General features: G+C 65.0%; 14 protein-coding genes. 8 read left to right on the forward strand and 6 right to left on the reverse strand.

The features are described from left to right. Nucleotides 1-48: 48 nt before the first annotated feature. Together R3F72_RS16125 and R3F72_RS16130 are read right to left on the reverse strand one after the other, a co-directional pair. The gene (locus R3F72_RS16125; RefSeq protein ID WP_332780173.1) at nucleotides 49-738 is read right to left on the reverse strand and encodes a glutathione binding-like protein; all 690 of its coding nucleotides are present in this window, start codon (nucleotides 736-738) and stop codon (nucleotides 49-51) included. Nucleotides 739-846: 108 nt separating this feature from the next. Next, nucleotides 847-1,557, reverse strand: a complete 711-nt coding sequence (locus R3F72_RS16130; RefSeq protein WP_332780174.1) for a glutathione S-transferase N-terminal domain-containing protein — start codon at nucleotides 1,555-1,557, stop codon at nucleotides 847-849. A 454-nt stretch (nucleotides 1,558-2,011) separates the two neighbouring features. On the opposite strand from R3F72_RS16130, the gene R3F72_RS16135 reads away from it, so the two are divergent. The 5 genes from R3F72_RS16135 to R3F72_RS16155 all read left to right on the forward strand — a co-directional run bounded on the left by R3F72_RS16135 (nucleotide 2,012) and on the right by R3F72_RS16155 (nucleotide 8,463). After that, nucleotides 2,012-3,709, forward strand: a complete 1,698-nt coding sequence (locus tag R3F72_RS16135; RefSeq protein ID WP_332780175.1) for an L-lactate permease — start codon at nucleotides 2,012-2,014, stop codon at nucleotides 3,707-3,709. A gap of 213 nt (nucleotides 3,710-3,922) precedes the next feature. After that, on the forward strand, nucleotides 3,923-5,422 hold the full coding sequence (gene glcD, locus R3F72_RS16140) for a glycolate oxidase subunit GlcD (RefSeq protein WP_332780176.1): 1,500 nt from the start codon (nucleotides 3,923-3,925) through the stop codon (nucleotides 5,420-5,422). 23 nt (nucleotides 5,423-5,445) lie between these two features. Further along, nucleotides 5,446-6,621: a glycolate oxidase subunit GlcE gene (gene glcE, locus R3F72_RS16145; protein ID WP_332780177.1), complete on the forward strand. Its 1,176-nt coding sequence runs from the start codon at nucleotides 5,446-5,448 to the stop codon at nucleotides 6,619-6,621. Nucleotides 6,622-6,698: 77 nt separating this feature from the next. After that, on the forward strand, nucleotides 6,699-8,009 hold the full coding sequence (gene glcF / locus R3F72_RS16150; protein ID WP_087717551.1) for a glycolate oxidase subunit GlcF: 1,311 nt from the start codon (nucleotides 6,699-6,701) through the stop codon (nucleotides 8,007-8,009). A 52-nt stretch (nucleotides 8,010-8,061) separates the two neighbouring features. Beyond that, nucleotides 8,062-8,463, forward strand: coding sequence for a GlcG/HbpS family heme-binding protein (locus R3F72_RS16155; protein ID WP_332780178.1), 402 nt, complete (start codon nucleotides 8,062-8,064; stop codon nucleotides 8,461-8,463). Here R3F72_RS16155 and rluF read toward each other — a convergent pair. Continuing rightward, nucleotides 8,460-9,533 carry a 23S rRNA pseudouridine(2604) synthase RluF gene (gene rluF / locus R3F72_RS16160; RefSeq protein WP_332780179.1) on the reverse strand — a complete coding sequence of 358 codons (1,074 nt, stop codon included), beginning with the start codon at nucleotides 9,531-9,533 and terminating at the stop codon, nucleotides 8,460-8,462. The genes R3F72_RS16155 and rluF overlap by 4 nt on opposite strands. A gap of 389 nt (nucleotides 9,534-9,922) precedes the next feature. Between rluF and R3F72_RS16165 the strand changes: the two genes are divergently transcribed. Then, nucleotides 9,923-10,915, forward strand: coding sequence for a Bug family tripartite tricarboxylate transporter substrate binding protein (locus R3F72_RS16165; protein ID WP_332780180.1), 993 nt, complete (start codon nucleotides 9,923-9,925; stop codon nucleotides 10,913-10,915). Between the two features lie 146 nt (nucleotides 10,916-11,061). On the opposite strand, the gene R3F72_RS16170 is transcribed toward R3F72_RS16165, so the two are convergent. Beyond that, a complete protein-coding gene (locus tag R3F72_RS16170; RefSeq protein ID WP_332780181.1) occupies nucleotides 11,062-11,727 on the reverse strand; it encodes an IclR family transcriptional regulator in 666 nt (221 codons plus the stop codon). Nucleotides 11,728-11,892: 165 nt separating this feature from the next. Here R3F72_RS16170 and R3F72_RS16175 point away from each other — a divergent pair, with 165 nt between their 5' ends. Together R3F72_RS16175 and R3F72_RS16180 are read left to right on the forward strand one after the other, a co-directional pair. Beyond that, a complete protein-coding gene (locus R3F72_RS16175; protein WP_332780182.1) occupies nucleotides 11,893-13,053 on the forward strand; it encodes a CaiB/BaiF CoA transferase family protein in 1,161 nt (386 codons plus the stop codon). A 15-nt stretch (nucleotides 13,054-13,068) separates the two neighbouring features. Beyond that, nucleotides 13,069-13,902 carry a citryl-CoA lyase gene (locus R3F72_RS16180; RefSeq protein WP_332780183.1) on the forward strand — a complete coding sequence of 278 codons (834 nt, stop codon included), beginning with the start codon at nucleotides 13,069-13,071 and terminating at the stop codon, nucleotides 13,900-13,902. 40 nt (nucleotides 13,903-13,942) lie between these two features. Here R3F72_RS16180 and R3F72_RS16185 read toward each other — a convergent pair whose 3' ends face one another. Continuing rightward, entirely contained in the window at nucleotides 13,943-15,706 is a 1,764-nt protein-coding gene (locus R3F72_RS16185; RefSeq protein WP_332780184.1) for an NADPH-dependent assimilatory sulfite reductase hemoprotein subunit, read from the reverse strand. A 182-nt stretch (nucleotides 15,707-15,888) separates the two neighbouring features. Next, nucleotides 15,889-17,691, reverse strand: a complete 1,803-nt coding sequence (locus R3F72_RS16190; RefSeq protein WP_087717543.1) for an assimilatory sulfite reductase (NADPH) flavoprotein subunit — start codon at nucleotides 17,689-17,691, stop codon at nucleotides 15,889-15,891. Nucleotides 17,692-17,869 lie beyond the last annotated feature (178 nt).

Raw genomic sequence — 17,869 nt, forward strand, 5'->3', positions numbered from 1 at the left:
GTAGACATAGACGTAAACGTTGCCAAACCTGGCGTTACTGCCCTGGCGCTACTGCTGCCCGAACAGGTGCTTGCGCGCCTCGTCGGTCATTTCCACGTTGTTCTGCGGGTTGATCTCCTCGGCCTTCTCGTAGGCGCGAATGACCGCTTCGCGCGCGCCGACCCGCTCGAACCAGCGCTGCAGGCTAGGATAATCCTCCAGATCCTGGCCCTGCTTCTCGTAGGGCTTGATCCACGGCCAGATCGCCATGTCGGCGATGGAGTAGTCGTCGCCGGCGACGAAGTCGTTGTCGTCGAGCTGCTTGTCGAGCACGCGATAGAGCCGCGAGGTCTCGTTGATATAGCGCTCGATGGCGTAATCGATCTTCTTCGGCGCGTAGTTACGGAAATGATGGTTCTGGCCCGCCATCGGCCCCAGCCCGCCCATCTGCCAATAGAGCCACTGCAGCACGCGGTAGCGCTGGCGCCCGCTCTTGGGCAGAAACTTGCCGCTCTTGTCGGCCAGATATTCGAGAATCGCACCGGACTCGAACAGCGACAGCGGCTGGCCGCCGTCGGCCGGGGCGCGATCGACGATGGCGGGGATGCGGTTGTTGGGGGCGATCTCGAGAAACTCAGGCGCGAACTGCTCGCCCTTGCCGATATTGACCGGATGAATCCGGTAGTCGAGCCCCGCTTCCTCGAGAAAAAGCGTGATCTTGTGACCGTTGGGGGTCGTCCAGTAGTAGAGATCGATCATCACAGGCTCCTGTCGTGACGACCGGCGGTAAGCCGGATGCTGTCAGGATAGGCCTTGCGCCGGGCGACGTCTCGCTCGACATCGCCCGGCACTCGACAAAAGCGGCGCTCAGTCGGCGAACGCCCCTTCGATATCGACGATCCGCGTCGCCTCGCGGCCGACACCGCCATGCAGATCCAGCATGCGCTGGAACCAGGCGTAGACCGGGTCGGCGTTGGAGATCAGATCGGCAGCGGAGGTGACCCGCGCCCACATGAACGCGCCCACGACCAGGTAATCGGAAGCTCCGGCCTCGTCGCCTTCCAGGAACGGCGACTCGTCCAGCCGTCCGCGCATCGGCTCCAGTGCCTTGTCGAGCATCGACAGCCCCTGGCTCGGCGAATGCATCTCCTCGAGCGTGCGGCCGAACGCCTTTTCGCGGGTCGTGCGGAAATACTCGCAGTCATCGGGATGCACGGCGTTGAACACGTCCATCAGGATGGTGCGCATGATGCCCGGCGCCAACGAACGCTCGGCGTAGAACTTGAAGAAGCGCGCCCGCGCCTCGGCCACGCCGTCCCCCAGCAGCGGCTTGTCGGGATAGACACGATCGAGATAGCGGAATATCTCGTAGCTGTCGGTCACCGTCTGGTCGCCATCCACCAGCACCGGCACTTTCGATTGGTCGGAGAAGGCGAGCGCCTCCTTGTCGGTGAACTTCCACGGTACGAATTCGCAATCGAGCCCTTTATGCGCCAGCGCATACTTGACCCGCCAGCAGTAGGGAGAAAATCGCAGGCGTTCGTCACGCCCGCACAGATCGAACATCTTGCGGCTCATGTCACACTCCTCATCAGATTCGGTTGTCACTGCCCAGGTCCGAGCAGCATGTCCAAGGGAAGATAAGCCGTCAAACCCGATGAATGCGCGCCCCCTTCGTTTTCTCCTCCTTCCATACCACTATCGCCGCTCGCCTCCGGGCAGGCGGCGATGTCCATTAGTCGCAGCGCAACGCCGCCCGTCCGCCGATTTCATCCTGCCAACGACTGGATAAACCCTTTACATTCAGCAACTTGAAATACAGTTTCGATCCTCCGCCTGCGATGGTAATACCAATTAACCACGATTGGCAGTGACACGTTCTATGGTTATCTTCCGATTCAATCGCCGCGGGCCGGGTATCGGAGGAGGCCGATATCCCGTTGGACAGGCGATAGACAGGCGCCATCGCCACCCAGCGACGGCCGCCCTGGCGACAACCGACGCTGATAATAATGACTCAGGGGCTTTCGATATGGATCAAACGCTTCTCTCGTTGCTTGCCTTCCTGCCACTGGTGCTGGCGGGGGTTCTGCTGATCGGCTTCCGCATGGCGGCGCGCACGGCGATGCCGATCGTATTCGTCGTCGCGGTACTGATCGCACTGCTGGCCTGGGACATGACCGGCACCCGCGTGCTGGCTTCCACGCTGCAGGGGTTGATCATGACCGTCTCGCTGCTGTGGATCATCTTCGGTGCCATCCTGCTGCTCAACACGCTGAAGCACTCGGGCGGCATCATGGCGATCCGTAACGGCTTCTCCGGCATCAGCCCGGACCGCCGCGTCCAGGCACTGATCGTCGCCTGGCTGTTCGGCTGCTTCATCGAAGGTGCCTCCGGCTTCGGCACCCCCGCCGCCGTGGCCGCCCCGCTGATGGTGGCGCTGGGCTTCCCGGCGCTGGCCGCCGTGGTGGTCGGGATGATGCTGCAGTCGACGCCGGTCTCGTTCGGCGCCGTGGGCACGCCGATCGTGGTCGGTGTCACCGGCGGCGTGAACCAGTCGGCGATCACCGAGCAGCTCACCGCCAACGGCTCGACCTGGGAAACCTATTTCCGCCTGATCACCTCCGAAGTCGTCATCACCCACGGCATCATCGGCGTGTTCATGCCGCTGATCCTGGTCATCGTAATGGTGCGCTTCTTCGGCGAGAACCGCTCCTGGAGCGAAGGACTGTCGATCACGCCGTTCGCGCTGTTCGTCGGTGTCAGCTTCGTGGTGCCCTCGATGCTGGTCGGTGTCTTCCTGGGGCCGGAATTCCCGTCGCTGCTGGGCGGTCTGATCGGCCTGGCGATCGTGGTGCCGGCGGCGCGCAAGGGCTTCCTGCTGCCCAAGGACACCTGGGATTTCCCCGAACGCTCGAAATGGCCGGAAGAGTGGCTGGGCAAGATCGAAATCAAGGTCGACGACGTAGCCGGCCGCGCGCCGATGTCCACCCTGCGTGGCTGGATGCCCTACGTCATCGTCGCCATCCTGCTGGTAATCTCGCGCACCGTGCCTTCGGTCAAGGCGGCGCTGTCATCGATCAGCACCGGCTGGAGCAACATTCTCGGCGAGGCGGGTGTCTCCGGTAGCGTCGAATGGCTCTATCTACCCGGCGGCATCATCCTGATCGCGGTGATCTGCACGATCTTCCTGCATCGTATGCGCGCCCCGCAGGTGAAGGCTGCCTTCGTAGAGTCCTCCAAGACCATCTTCGGTGCTGGCTTCGTGCTGCTGTTCACGATCCCGATGGTGCGAATCCTCATCAACTCCGGCGTCAACGAGTCCGATCTGGTCTCGATGCCAGTCGCCATGGCGCAACTGGTCGCCGACGGCGTGGGCCAGATCTACCCGCTGTTCGCCCCGGCGGTCGGTGCGCTCGGCGCCTTCATCGCCGGCTCCAACACCGTCTCCAACCTGATGCTGTCGGCCTTCCAGTTCAACGTGGCCGAAGTGCTGGGCGTCTCCACCGCGATGATGGTTGCGCTGCAGGCCGTGGGCGCTGCCGCAGGCAACATGATCGCGATCCACAACGTGGTGGCGGCCTCGGCTACCGTCGGCCTGCTCGGCCGGGAAGGCACGACGCTGCGCAAGACGATCCTGCCGACGCTCTACTACTGCCTGTTCGCCGGCATCATCGGCCTGCTGGCGTTCTACGTCTTCGGCTTCACCGACCCGCTCATGGGCGGATGACGAAACAGACGACAGAACGATCGCGACGCCCGGCCATGGCCGGGCGTCGCGTTAACGCACCGCTTTGGTCTGACCATTTTCCAACTCGTTGGGCTTTTGGCTAATAGCCGACGCCGACGACCTTCCACAGAATGACCCATCGGTAATCGTGGAAAGCGCTTCCACAAATCGATTCCTGAACCGTACCTGACCGGCCAGCGCCGAGGAGATGCCATGGAACTGCTTTACGACGAGCGCATCGACGGCGAGATCGCCGATGTCGACAAGTCGGCGCTGATGGCGGCGATCCTGGCGGTCGCCCCCCAGTTGACCCTGCTCGATCGCGAAGAGGACCTGCGCCCGTTCGAATGCGACGGGCTGTCGGCCTATCGCGTGCTGCCGATGCTGGTCGCCATGCCCGCGACGCTGGCCGAGATCGAAGCGCTGATGCGGGTCTGCTACGAGCATGCCGTGCCCGTGGTGACGCGTGGCGCCGGCACCGGCCTCTCCGGCGGCGCGCTGCCGCTGGAAAAAGGCGTGCTGCTGGTGATGTCGCGCTTCAACAAAATCCTGAGCGTCGATGCCGACGCCCGCATCGCCCGCGTCCAGCCCGGCGTCCGTAATCTGGCTATCAGCGAGGCAGCCGCACCCTACGGGCTTTACTACGCGCCAGACCCGTCTTCGCAGATCGCCTGCTCGATCGGCGGCAACGTCGCCGAGAACGCCGGCGGCGTCCATTGCCTGAAGTACGGCCTCACCGTCCACAACGTGCTGAGCGTGGATATCGTCACCATCGAAGGCGAGCGCATGACGCTGGGCGGCGAGTCGCTGGACACGCCGGGCTACGACCTGCTGGCGCTGTTCATGGGCTCGGAGGGCATGCTGGGCGTGATCACCGAAGTCACGGTGCGACTGCTGCCCAAGCCGGAAGTCGCCAAAGTGCTGATGGCCTGCTTCGACGACGTCGAGCTGGCCGGCAAGGCGGTGGGCGACATCATCGCTGCCGGCTGCATTCCCGGCGGCCTCGAGATGATGGACAACCTGGCGATTCGTGCCGCCGAAGATTTCATTCACGCCGGCTACCCCGTCGAGGCACAGGCGATCCTGCTGTGCGAGCTCGATGGCGTCGAAGCCGACGTGCAGGCCGACTGCGAGCGGGTTCGCGATCTGCTGGAAGCGGCCGGCGCCACGCAGATCCAGCTCGCCCGCGACGACGCCGAGCGCCAGCTTTTCTGGGCCGGGCGCAAGGCCGCCTTCCCTGCCGTGGGCCGAATGTCGCCGGACTACTACTGCATCGACGGCACCATCCCGCGGCGTGAACTGCCACGCGTGCTCAAGGGCATCAACGACCTTTCCGCGCATTATGGGCTGCGGGTGGCCAACGTCTTTCACGCCGGCGATGGCAACCTGCATCCGCTGATCCTGTTCGACGCCAATCAGCCGGGCGAACTCGAGGCCACGGAGGCGCTCGGCGGCAAGATCCTCGAGCTGTGCGTCGAAGCGGGCGGCAGCATCACCGGCGAGCACGGCGTCGGCCGCGAGAAGCTCAACCAGATGTGTACCCAGTTCGCCGCCGACGAGATCACCCTGTTCCACGCGGTGAAGTCCGCCTTCGACGAGCGCCGGCTACTCAACCCCGGCAAGAACATCCCGACGCTGGCGCGATGCGCGGAGTTCGGCGCCATGCATGTCCACCACGGTGAGCTGCCGCACCCAGAGCTGCCCCGGTTCTAACGATCAAGGGCGAGGAGACGTTCATGACCCACCTGCAGGACCAGCAGCCGGCCTATACCGCGCCGGGCGAAGCCGGGCCCGATGCCCCCGTCGCACCGGCCACCGGCAGCGACGACAGCGAAGCGCTCTGCGAACAGGTCACACGGGCCCACGCCGAGCGGGCCACGCTGCGTATCGTCGGCGGCGACACCAAGGCGTTCTACGGCCGCCGTGTCGATACTACCCAATCGCTTTCCACCACCGGCCATCACGGTATCGTCCACTACGATCCGGTGGAGCTGGTCGCCACCGCGCGCGCCGGCACCCGGCTGCGCGATCTCGAACGGGCGCTCGCCGACAACGGCCAGCGCCTCGCCTTCGAACCGCCCTACTTCGGCGACGATGCCACCGTCGGCGGCATGGTTGCCGCCGGGCTTTCCGGCCCCCGGCGCCCGTGGGTGGGCGCGGTACGCGATTTCGTGCTTGGCGTGCGCGTCATCACCTTCGAGGGCAAGCTGCTGCGCTTCGGCGGCGAGGTGATGAAGAACGTCGCCGGCTACGACCTTTCCCGCTTGATGGTCGGCGCCCAGGGCACGCTCGGCGTGCTGACCGAGGTCTCGTTCAAGGTCCTCCCACTGCCTCAGGCAAGCGCCTGCCTGCGACTCGAACTGCCACTGCCCGACGCGCTCGACCGGCTGGCAGCGTGGGGGCGCGAGCCGCTGCCGATCACTGGCGCCGCCCACGATGGCGAGGCGCTGCACATACGCCTCGAAGGCGGCGAAGGCTCGGTGTCGGCCACGCGCCAACGCCTCGGCGGCGAATTGGACGAGCCCCTGTTCTGGTCGCAGCTGCGAGAGCTGCGCCTGCCCTTCTTCGACGGCGCTTTCGCCAACGCGGCCGACAGGACGCTATGGCGTCTGTCGTTGCCGGCGCTCGCCCGCACGCCGGCACTCGACGGCGACTGGCTCATCGACTGGGGCGGTGCCCAACGCTGGCTGCAAAGCCCGACGGGAAGCGGCGCGGAGGGGCACCACGACATCGCCATCCGCGAGGCAGCCATCGCGGCCGGCGGCCATGCCACGCGCATCACGCCGGTCGACGACGAGAATTCGCCTTTCACCCCGTTGCCGCCGGTGCTGGCCAAGTATCACCGCCAGCTCAAGCAGCGGCTCGACCCGCAGGGGATCTTCAATCCCGGCCGGCTCTACGCCGACTGGTAGGCCGTTTTACGCCAACTGGCGAGTCCGTTCCACGCCAGGATCGGGCCGTTCATGCGCCAACGTGGCAAGGAGTCATCATGCAGACCCATTTTTCCGAAGCCGCCCGCACCAAGCCGCATATTCTCGAGGCCGACCGCATTCTGCGCACCTGCGTGCATTGCGGCTTCTGCAACGCCACCTGCCCGACCTATCAGCTACTGGGCGACGAGCGCGATGGCCCTCGCGGGCGCATCTACCTGATGAAGGAATTGCTGGAGAGCGACGATGGCGACGAGCAGATCACCCAGGAGACCCAGCTGCACCTCGACCGCTGCCTGAGCTGCCGCAGTTGCGAAACGACCTGCCCTTCCGGCGTCGAATATCACAAGCTGCTGGATATCGGCCGCGCCGAAGTCGACCGCCGGGTCGGGCGCCGCCCCAGCGAGCGCGCCATGCGCCTGGGGTTGCGCACGGCCCTGGTCGAGCCCGGACGCTTCAAGGCGCTGCTGGCCCTGGGCCAGACGTTCCGCCCGCTGGCCCCGCACGACCTGCGCGACAAGATCCCCGCGCGCGTGCCGCATCGCCAGCGCCGCCCGGACCCCGCCCGACACACGCGCCAGATGCTGATTCTGGAAGGCTGCGTGCAGCCCGGCCTGGCGCCCAACACCAACGATGCCGCCGCGCGGGTGCTAGACCGGCTGGGGATTGGTATCAGGTCGGCCCGGGAAGCAGGCTGCTGCGGCGCCATCGATTTTCATCTCAATGCCCAGCAAGCCGGCCGCGAGCGCATGCGCGCCAACATCGATGCCTGGTGGCCGCTGATCGAAAACGGAGGCGAGAGCGGGGAAGCCGGCGTGGAAGCGATCGTCCAGACCGCCAGCGGCTGTGGCGCCTTCGTCAAGGAGTATGGCGAGATGCTGGCCGACGATCCCGAGTACGCCGTCAAGGCCAAGCGCGTCAGCGAGCTCGCCAGGGATCTGGTCGAGATCCTGCGGGAGGAGGATCTGGAAGCGCTGGGCGCGAACCATCCATCGGCGCGGCTGGCGTTTCACTGCCCCTGCACGCTGCAGCATGCGCAGAAGCTGGGGGGCGCCGTCGAAAGCGTGCTCACGCGGCTGGGATTTTCGCTCGCCCCGGTTCAGGATGCGCACCTCTGCTGCGGCTCCGCCGGCACCTACTCCATCACCCAACCGACGCTGGCCAAGCGCCTGCGCGACAACAAGATGGATTCGCTGGAAGCCCAGTCGCCGGATACCATCGTCACTGCCAATATCGGCTGTCAGAGCCACCTCAACGGTGCCGGCCGCACGCCGGTACGCCACTGGATCGAACTGGTGGACGAGCTTCTGGCAACCGCGGAAACCGACCAGAGCGCCATCCCGCCACGGCAGGCCAGCGCAGCGGTTTGAAACACCCTTAGCCACAAAACACAGCCATCATCTTCCCGACAGGAACCCGACCATGCAGACCAAAGCCGCACTCGAACTCAACGACGTCAACGCCATTCTGGATGCCGCGCAGACCGAAGCCGAAGCTCAGGGCTGGGCGGTCACCATTGCCGTCGCCGACGATGGCGGTCATCTGCTCGGCCTGCGCCGGATGGACGGCGCCGCACCGTTCAGCGCCGGCGTCGCCACCGAGAAGGCGCGCAATGCAGCGATCGGCCGCAAGGAGACCCAGGTCTTCGAGGAGATGATCAACAATGGCCGCACCGCCTTCGTGACCGCGCCGATGACCGCACTGCTTTCTGGTGGCGTCCCGGTCATCCACGACGGTCACGTGATCGGCAGCGTCGGCGTCTCCGGCGTCAAGCCGGATCAGGACCTGCAGGTAGCCAAGGCCGGCGTGAAGGCGATCGGTTAACGCTTCCTGGGCGGGCCGCCCTTCCCCCGACTCGCGGGCTTGCCGCCACGGCCCTTGCCCGCAGGCTTGGCGCCCGCCTTTCCCCTGGCGTCGGGCTTGCCGCCATTGGCCGCCCGCGCCTTGGATCGAGGCTTCCCGCCGGAGCTGTTTTTCGAGCCGGTCTTCGGGCTGGAAGACGCCTTCCCGCCGGCGGCCTTCCTGCCGTTAGACGTCGACTTGCCCGCCGCCTTGCCCGCCTTGGTCTTGGCGCCGGACCGGGTCGACAGCTGGCCTCTGCCGGCGGATGGCGCCCGTGCCTTGCCGGCGTTCGAACGCGAGCGGGGCTTGGCGGACGGCTTCTCCGGCGCGCCATCGGACTGTGCCGTCAGAGCGACGATGGTATCGATCTCTTTCGGCGTCAGGTCCCGCCAGTCGCCCAGCGCCAGACCCTTGAGCGAGACGTTCATGATCCGGGTACGGATCAGTTGGGTGACGTCGTAGCCGAAGTATTCGCACATGCGCCGTATCTGGCGATTGAGCCCCTGCACCAGCGTGATGGTGAACACGAATGTCGATTCCCTGCGCACCTGGCAGCGCTTGGTCACCTGACCAAGGATCGGCACGCCGTTCTGCATGCCTTCGACGAATTCATCGGTGATCGGCTTGTCGACCGTCACCCGATACTCTTTCTCGTGCTGGTTGTTGGCGCGCAGAATCTTGTTGACCAGATCGCCGTTGTTGGTCAGGAAGATCAGCCCCTGCGAATCCTTGTCGAGCCGGCCGATCGGAAAGATCCGTGCACCGTGCTTCACGAACTCGACGATGTTGTCCTTCTCGCTGGATTCGGTCGTGCTGACGATCCCCACCGGCTTGTTCAGCGCGATCAGGATCAGGTCCTCCTCTTCCTGGGGCTCGATCTCCTGGCCGTTGACCTTGACCCGATCCCCCGCCACCACCTGATCCCCCGTGGTGGCCCGGCGGCCGTTGATCCACACGTTGCCCTGCTCCACGAAGCGATCGGCTTCGCGGCGAGAACACATCCCGCTTTCGCTGATGTACTTGTTGATGCGGATAGATTTGCGTAACGACATAAAAGACCGTCTAGCCGAAAAGGGATGGGCCGGCATTTCGCCAGCACTGTCGAGCGGACACCGGCCCGTGGAGCCGGAAACGACGCATCCGGGTAGTTTGACGCCTCTTCCCCGGAGTGGAAACCGGTCATTCCCGAAAGGCGACGGGCAGGCGGGAAAAGTCGAGCCGATAGCCAACCGAATCTTGCTCCCTGTCTTGCGATTCCTGTCTTGCCCTCATGTCTTGCCAACCCTGCCGCACCACCTGGAAGTTCTACCAGGGAGAACTTCGTAATCTCTGTCAATATCCTTTAGTCGCAATTCAGCGTCTGGCGATTGACCCCGACGCGCGGACGGTTTTAATTTCCACCATCGAAACAGGTTCTACAAAAGAGAATAACGGAGACGCCATGACATTGCTGTCCTTGAAACCATCCGCCCTCTGTGTCGCGCTCACGCTGGCGGCGCTGCCTCTGGTGACGCAAGCGGCCGGCCCGAGCGGCAAGATCGACTGTATCGCCCCCGCCAACCCTGGCGGCGGCTGGGACTTCACCTGCCGCAGCGTGGGCCAGGTACTGAGTGAAATCGGCGCCATCGATGGCAGCGTCCAGACCACCAACATGCCGGGCGCCAGCGGTGGCGTCGCGTTCTCCCACGTCGTCACCAAGCGGGCCGGTCAGAATGACGTCATCGTCTCGGCGTCGACATCGACCACCACTCGCCTGGCCCAGCACCAGTTTCCCGGCCTGAACGCCGACATGGTCAACTGGGCGGGCACGGTCGGTGCCGACTACGGCGTGATCGCGGTGAGCAAGGACTCGCCCTATCAGAATCTGGAGGAACTTCTCGACGCGATGGAGGAAAGTCCCTCCAGCGTGAGCTTCGCCGGCGGCAGTGCCAGCGGTGGCTGGGACCATCTCAAGGTGCTGATGATGGCGCGGGCCGATGGCATCAAGGCGCTGAACAAGATCAAGTACCTGCCGTTCGACGGCGGTGGCGAGGCGATGACCCAGGTCGTCGGCGGCCATATCGACGCCTTCTCCGGCGATGCCTCCGAGACGCTGGGCTTCGTCGAATCCGGTGATCTGCGTGTCCTCGCCGTTCTCGCCGACGGGCGACTGCCCGGTGCGCTCAGCGACTTCCCCACCGCCAAGGAGCAGGGCGTGGATGTCGAAGGCATCAACTGGCGTGGTTTCTACCTGCCGCCGAAGCTTTCCGATGAGGACGTGGTCTGGTGGGAAGACGCCCTGCACCAGGTTTACGAAAGCCAGGAGTGGAAGGACATCATGCAGCAGAACGGGCTGATTCCATTCGACCGCAGCGGGCCGGAGTTCAAGGCGTACGTGGAGCAGCAGATCGCCGATATCGAGGATATCTCCAAGGAAGTGGGTCTGATCCAGTAGGCTTGTTGGCCGCCAGGAAAGCCAACCGCGCCGGACGACTCGCCCAAGAGCCGCCCGGCGCGTTCGTTCCGTTTTGACGTTCGCTCCGTTTTGACGTTCGCTCCGTTTTGACGTTCGTTCTGTTTTGGCGACTGGGCTCGATGATCTCAGGCGGTGCGCAGCGAGCGTGGCCACTGCCGCTCGAGACGCGGCGCGTACTGCGCCAGCAGAGGCACATGGCGATCCCTGACCGCCTGGTTGAATCTCTCGCTGGGCCCGGACAGCGCCAGCGCCCCCATCAACTCGCCCTCGCCGTTGTAGATGCCGATGGCCGCCGCCGACAGACCGGCCTGTCGCTCTCCGCTCGATACCGCCACCTGGCCTCGAGGCGTCTCGTAATTGAGCACCCGGCCAGCCGCGCCGCGACCCAGAGGAAGCCTGACGCCCTCCTCCAGGTGATGGCGCACTTCCAGCCGCCCATTCTCGCGCAGGCGGCAGATCCGGTGGTCACCGTCGCGCACGTAGAAGGAGGCGGTCTCCTCGCTGGCATCGCGCAGGGACTCTAGGATCGGCCGCACCAGGTTCTCGAGCTGCGGCCCTTCGCCCGCCAGCGGCGCTAAGCGCGATACCGCCGGGCCGACGCGATAAATGCCTCGCTCGTCACGGGTGACATACCCGAAGTGTTCCAGCGACGCCATCAGCCGCAGGATGGTGCTCTTGTAGAACCCCGTCGCATTGGCCAGTTCGGTCAACGAAAACTCGCGCCGCTCCTGGGAGAACGCCTCGAGTAGGGTCAGCGCTCGCTCGACGGCTTCGACACGCCGCTGGGCCATAGGACGCTCCTTTGTTTCTGGTGATCGTAGTTTGGATGACTGGCTAGTCTGGATGACTGGTGCAGCTTGAACTAATGGCGAATGTTGCGACAGGCAAAACGGTATTGCAACTCGCCTCGGCGAACAATATTCTCTCTAAAAGAATCGGTTTCACCAGGAGGAATAATGTCGTCGCCATTGACCGGTTATCGGGTACTCGATCTGACCAACGTGCTGGCCGGGCCGTTCTGCTGCCACCAGCTCGCCCATCTCGGCGCCGAGGTGATCAAGGTCGAGCGCCCCCAAGGTGGCGATCTCGCTCGCCAGCTCGGCGCGGACCCCGCCCTCAACCAGGACCTGATGGGGGTCTCCTTTCTCGCCCAGAATGCCGGCAAGCGTTCGGTGGCACTGGATCTCAAGCAGCCGGACGATCGCGACGCCTTTCTCGAACTGGTGGCGACCGCCGATGTCGTGGTGGAGAACTTCCGCCCCGGCGTCATGCAGCGCCTCGGGCTCGGTTTCGAGACGTTGCGCCAGGCCAATCCCGAGCTGGTCTACTGCGCGATTTCCGGCTTCGGCCAGGACGGCCCGCTGGCGAACTATCCGGCCTACGACCAGATCATCCAGGGCATGGCGGGCGTGATGAGCATCACCGGCGCGCCGGAAAACGCGCCCTATCGGGTCGGCTATCCGCTGGCCGACACCGTCGGCGGCCTGACCGCGGCGATGGCGATCAACGCAGCTCTGGCCGAACGGCCGCGCAAGGCGCATTTCATCGACATCTCGATGCTCGAATCCGTGCTTGCCACCATGGGCTGGGCGGTATCCAACCTGCTCGTCGCCGGCAAGCCGCCGCAGCCGCTGGGCAACGACAACGTCACCGCCAGCCCGTCCGGCACCTTCACGACCGCCGATGGCCTGATCAACATCGCCGCCAACAAGCAGGAGCAGTTCGAGGCGATCTGCCATCTGCTCGAGCATCCGGAATGGCTGACCGATGCCCGCTTCGCCCAGCGTCAGGCGCGCCTGGACAATCGCCGGGCGCTGAGCGACTGCATCGAAGCGGTATTGAAACAAGAAACGACCGAATACTGGTGGCCAAGGCTAGTCGACGCCGGCATTCCGGCCGGCCCTGTCTATAGCGTCGCCGAAGCGCTGGCACACCCCCAGGTTCGCGACCGCGGACTGATCGAGCGTTTCGAGACCTCCCCGATCGGCCGGCCGCTGGAAGTGGTCAGCGGCGGCTATCGCTTCGATGGCCAGGCGCCCCGCGTCGCCTCCCCCCCGCCGCGCCTGGGTCAGGACAACGCCACCTTGCTACCGGCGCACGCCGCCAACGACGAATAAAACCGGAGATATCCCATGACCGATACTCACACGCCCGAATACCAGGCCCAGCAGTGGTGGAAGACCGACATCATCGACATGCGCCCCGGCGAGATCCGTTATCGCGGCTATCCCATCGAGGAGCTGGTCGGCAACGTCGGCTTCGCCGACATGGTGTGGCTGATGACCTGCGGCGAGCTGCCCACCCGGCCGCAATCCAACCTACTGGAAGCGGCGCTGATGAGTGCCGTCGACCACGGCCCCCAGGCACCGAGCATCGCCATCGCGCGGATGGCGGTAACCTGCGGCAGCAGTCTCAACAACGCCATGGCCTCCGCCGTCAACGTGCTCGATGACGTTCACGGCGGCGCCGGCGAACAGGCCGTCGAACTGTACCGCTCGATTCAGGAACGCCAGGCTGGCGGAACGGATCTGGCAACCGCCGTTCAGGAAGGCATCGCCGAATGGCAGCGCAGCCGGACGAAGATCATTCCCGGCTTCGGCCATCGCTTCCACCCCGTCGATCCTCGCGGGCCGCGTCTGCTGCAACTGGTGGAAGAAGCCGCCGGACGCGGCGAGGTCGAAGGCGGCTTCGTCGCCATCGCCCGCGAGGTCGAGCGGCAGCTGATCGCCATGAAAGGCAAGCCGATCCCGCTCAACATCGATGGCGCCACCGCCGTCATCTACGCCGAACTGGGCTTCCCCGCCCCGCTGGCACGCGGCCTGTTCTGTCTCTCGCGCTCGGTCGGCATTCTCGCCCACGCCTGGGAGCAGCAGTGCCAGGGCGGCCGCAACAAGGGCCCGATGCCCAAGGGCTGGCTATGGCCCTACGGCGGCCCGGCCAAGCGTCCGGTACCGGAGCGGGCGTAGCCACACGTAGCCATATTACCCACTCCCCGCTCGGGAGCGCTCAGACCTCGTGAAACTCGCGTCCGGCCTTGGTCTCTGCAATGACTCCCGTGCGAATCACGAAGTCGCCGAAGGGCTCGCCCTCCTCGCGCTCGGCGGCGTAGCGCTGGATCAGCGGTGTCAGTGCCTCGAGGATGGTCGCCTCATTGATGTTCTCGCGGTAGAGCTTGTTCAGTCGTTGGCCGCTGAAGCCGCCGCCGAGGTAGAGGTTGTAGTGCCCCGGTGCCTTGCCGACGAAGCCGATCTCGGCGAGATACGGCCGCGCGCAGCCGTTGGGGCAGCCGGTCATCCGCACGATGATGGCATCGTCGGCGAGCCCCGCTTCGCGCATCACGGCTTCCAGCTTGTCGATCAGCGAGGGCAGATAGCGCTCGCTTTCCGCCATCGCCAGCCCGCAGGTCGGGAATGCCACGCAGGCCATGGCGTTGCGTCGTAGCGGTGAGGTTTCCGCGACCAGACGGTGGCGATCCAGCAGCGCGTCGATGGCGTCGCGGCGGGACTCGTCGACCTGGGTGATGATCACGTTCTGATTGGTGGTGAGCACCAGATCGCCGTCATGCTGTTCGGCGATCTCCCTCAGGCCGGTTCGCAGCTGCGGGCCATCCGGGAAGTCGGCAAGGCGCCCGTTCTGGACGAACAGGCCATAGTGCCAGAGGCCGTCGTCTCCCTGCACCCAGCCCAGCCGATCGCCGTTGCTTTCGAAGTGGTACTCGCGCGCTGGCGCCAACGGCTCGCCCAGATGCTGTTCCACCTCCAACTTGAACGCGTCGAGTCCCATCTCCTCGACGGTATATTTCAAGCGTGCCTGCTTGCGGTCGCGGCGATTGCCGTTGTCGCGCTGCACCAGCATGATCGCTTCCGCCACGGCGGGCACCGCTTCCGGCGCGCAGTAGCCGATGGGATCGGAAAGACGCGGGAAAGTCGCCGGCTCGCCATGGGTCATGCCCATGCCGCCGCCGATGCAGACGGTAAAGCCGTGAAGCTCTCCATCGACCACGTTGGCAATGAAACCGACGTCATGGGCGAACAGATCGACATCGTTCTCCGGCGGGATCGCCAGCGCCACCTTGAACTTGCGCGGCAGGTAATGGCGGGTGTAGAGCGGCTCCTTGGGATCGAGCGTCGGCGATCCACCCTCTGCCGCCGTATCCGTGCGCTCCTCGGCGCCGCCGGCCACGCGCTCCTCGCCCAGAAAGATCTCGTGATAGGCCCGGGTGCGAGGCAGCAGGCGAGTGCTGATCTCGTGACTCAGCTCGTAGACCCGGCGATGCACCGCCGAGCGATACGGGTTGGCGGTGCAGATCACGTTGCGATTGACGTCGCCACAGGCGGCGATGGTGTCCACCATGGCCTGATGGATCGTCTGCAAGTGTGGGCGCAGGTTCTCCTTGAGCACGCCGTGATACTGGAACGTCTGGCGGGTCGTGATCCGCAGCGTGCCGTTGGCGTAGCGTGAAGCGACGTCATCGAGAGTCCGCCACTGCTCGGGCGTGACCAACCCGCCGGGCAGGCGCAACCGCACCATGAAGCTGTAGAGCGGTTCGAGCTTCTGATGCCGGCGCTCGTCGCGCAGGTCGCGGTCGTCCTGCTGGTAGAAGCCGTGAAACTTGGTCAGCTGGGTATCGTCCTCGGCAACGGCGCCAGTGGCGCGATCCGCCAGCCCTTCCTCGAGCGTGCCCCGCAGGTAATCGCTTTCCACCTTGAGCCGCTCGTTGGGATGCAGCTCATCCCAGTGTACGTCACGCAGTTTGGCGATGATGTCCATGTCGGCCTCCTCTACTGGAGCTAGATGTCGTATCTATTTGGTCGTCGTACCGCAATCGCCAGAAAACTGATCGAACGAAGGCCAGACTAGGCAAAAATCGGCACTCATGCGGAGTTAACGTGGTTGTCAATGAGCATCGAGGGCCGATTTTTAACGACGTATGGGCGAGTGCAGACAGTTTTCTAATAGATGTCGCGCTGATAACGCTTCTCCTGCTGCATCTGACGCAAATAATCATCGGCGCCGGCTTCGCCATGCCCGCCCTGCTCGCGGATGACATCGCGCAGTGCCTGATGCACGTCCGGCGCCATGAATTCGGCATCGCCGCAGACGTAGACATACGCGCCCGCTTCCAGCCAGGCGTAGAGCGTTTCCGCCTGCTCGCGCAGCCGGTCCTGAACGTAGACTTTCTCGGGCTGATCGCGGGAAAAGGCGACGTCGAGCCGCGTGAGCAGCCCATGCTGGCGCCATTTGAGCCACTCCGCCTGATACAGGAAATCGCTGCGGAAATGACGGTCGCCGAAGAACAGCCAGTTATCGCCGCTGGCGCCACGCTCCTCCCGCTCCTGCAGGAAGGCGCGAAACGGGGCGACGCCGGTGCCGGGGCCGATCATGATCAGCGGCGCGTCGTCATCGTCGGGCAGCTTGAACTGCTTGTTGCGGTCGATGTAGATCGGCACACGGTCGCCGGGCTCGATTTGGTCCGCCAGGTAATTCGTGGTCACGCCGTTGCGGGATCGCCCGTGGGTGGCGTAGCGCACCACGGCAACGGTGAGATGCACTTCGTCCGGAGCCGCGGCCTGGCTCGAGGCGATGGAGTAGAGGCGTGGCGGCAACTTGCGCAGCGCTGCCGAGAACTGGGCGGCATCGATGCCATCCACCGGGAACTGTTCGATCACGTCGATGATATGGCGCCCCTGCAGCCAGTCGCGCAACTCGTCGCGGGCCTCTTCACTCAGCAACCGGCGCAGTTCCGGCGCCTGCGACCATTCGGCCCACTGCTGCAGGAACGGCCGCGTGAGCGTGGTCACCTCGAAGTCCGTCAGCAGCGCGTCGCGCAGCACACGCCCTTCCTCCAGCGGCGATTCGGCATCGAGCTTGAGCATCTCGATCAGCTCGTCGACGTGGGCGGGATCGTTCTGCGGCACCACACCGACGGCATCGCCCGGCAGGTATTCGAGCCCGGAGTCTTCCAGCGACAGCTCGAGATGCAGCGTCTGCTTGTCCGAGCCGCGGCCGTTGAGCGGCTGGCTGGTCAGCACCTCGGCCATGAACGGATGCTTCTTGGAATAGCGCGGCTGGGCACTCTGCGACATGCCGGCGTCAGCGGCCTGGGCCGGGGGCGGCGTGGCGAGATCGCCGGCCAGCGACTCGAGCACCTGGTCGATCCAGGCCTCGGCCTTCTCTTCGTAGTCCACGTCGCAATCGGTCCGCTCGAGGATCGCCTCGCCCCCGAGTTCGGCAAGCCGGGCGTCAAACTCCTTCGCCGTGTGACAGAAGTGTTCATAACTGGCATCACCCAGCCCCAGCACGGCGAAACGCAGCCCCGCCAGTTTCGGCGCCTTGCGGCCCATCATCAGCTCGTGGAATTCGAGCGCCGGATCGGGCGGGTCGCCGTCGCCCTGGGTACTGACGACGACCAGCAGCCGCTCGACCGCCTTCAAGGTCTTCTTGCCGGCGTCCGCCATGCTCGCCAGCGTGACGTCGAATCCCTGGGCGCGGGCACGCTCGGCGGCCAGTTCGGCCACTCCTTCGGCATTGCCGGTCTGGCTGCCGTAGAGCACGGTCAGCGCTGCGGAAGGCGTTGGCGCCGTCTGCGCATTGCCGGCCTGGGGCGCCCCTGCGGACTGGGCGTTGAGGCCGGCCAGATATCCGCTCAACCACTGGCGCTGGGCGGCATCCAGATCCGCCAGCGCCTGCTGCACGCGTCTGGCCTGATCGGCATTCAGGGGGCTGTTGGTGTCGGTCAGCAAGTTCGGAGCCATCCACGACCTCTCGGCACTCGGTATCGATATATCGATGGTCAAAAAAGAAAGGTAACTATTCAGGTGGCTGCGGATGGCATGTCGCCAACCACCTGATTTTTTTGGCATAGTGTGCCTGATCCTTCGGCACGTCTATGCGGTGACATGACCATCAGCGATATCAACGTCGACGAGGCCC

The sequence above is a fragment of the Salinicola sp. 4072 genome (assembly GCF_036663415.1).
Lineage (GTDB): Bacteria > Pseudomonadota > Gammaproteobacteria > Pseudomonadales > Halomonadaceae > Salinicola > Salinicola salarius_A.

Excerpts from the sequence above, each read along its gene's own strand:
- R3F72_RS16185 (WP_332780184.1), bottom strand. The coding sequence starts at position 15,706 with ATGGACATCATCGCCAAACTGCGTGACGTACACTGGGATGAGCTGCAT.
- R3F72_RS16180 (WP_332780183.1), top strand. The coding sequence starts at position 13,069 with ATGACCGATACTCACACGCCCGAATACCAGGCCCAGCAGTGGTGGAAG.
- R3F72_RS16165 (WP_332780180.1), top strand. The coding sequence starts at position 9,923 with ATGACATTGCTGTCCTTGAAACCATCCGCCCTCTGTGTCGCGCTCACG.
- R3F72_RS16130 (WP_332780174.1), bottom strand. The coding sequence starts at position 1,557 with ATGAGCCGCAAGATGTTCGATCTGTGCGGGCGTGACGAACGCCTGCGA.
- R3F72_RS16125 (WP_332780173.1), bottom strand. The coding sequence starts at position 738 with ATGATCGATCTCTACTACTGGACGACCCCCAACGGTCACAAGATCACG.
- rluF (WP_332780179.1), bottom strand. The coding sequence starts at position 9,533 with ATGTCGTTACGCAAATCTATCCGCATCAACAAGTACATCAGCGAAAGC.
- R3F72_RS16170 (WP_332780181.1), bottom strand. The coding sequence starts at position 11,727 with ATGGCCCAGCGGCGTGTCGAAGCCGTCGAGCGAGCGCTGACCCTACTC.
- glcE (WP_332780177.1), top strand. The coding sequence starts at position 5,446 with ATGACCCACCTGCAGGACCAGCAGCCGGCCTATACCGCGCCGGGCGAA.
- R3F72_RS16175 (WP_332780182.1), top strand. The coding sequence starts at position 11,893 with ATGTCGTCGCCATTGACCGGTTATCGGGTACTCGATCTGACCAACGTG.
- glcF (WP_087717551.1), top strand. The coding sequence starts at position 6,699 with ATGCAGACCCATTTTTCCGAAGCCGCCCGCACCAAGCCGCATATTCTC.
- R3F72_RS16135 (WP_332780175.1), top strand. The coding sequence starts at position 2,012 with ATGGATCAAACGCTTCTCTCGTTGCTTGCCTTCCTGCCACTGGTGCTG.
- glcD (WP_332780176.1), top strand. The coding sequence starts at position 3,923 with ATGGAACTGCTTTACGACGAGCGCATCGACGGCGAGATCGCCGATGTC.
- R3F72_RS16155 (WP_332780178.1), top strand. The coding sequence starts at position 8,062 with ATGCAGACCAAAGCCGCACTCGAACTCAACGACGTCAACGCCATTCTG.
- R3F72_RS16190 (WP_087717543.1), bottom strand. The coding sequence starts at position 17,691 with ATGGCTCCGAACTTGCTGACCGACACCAACAGCCCCCTGAATGCCGAT.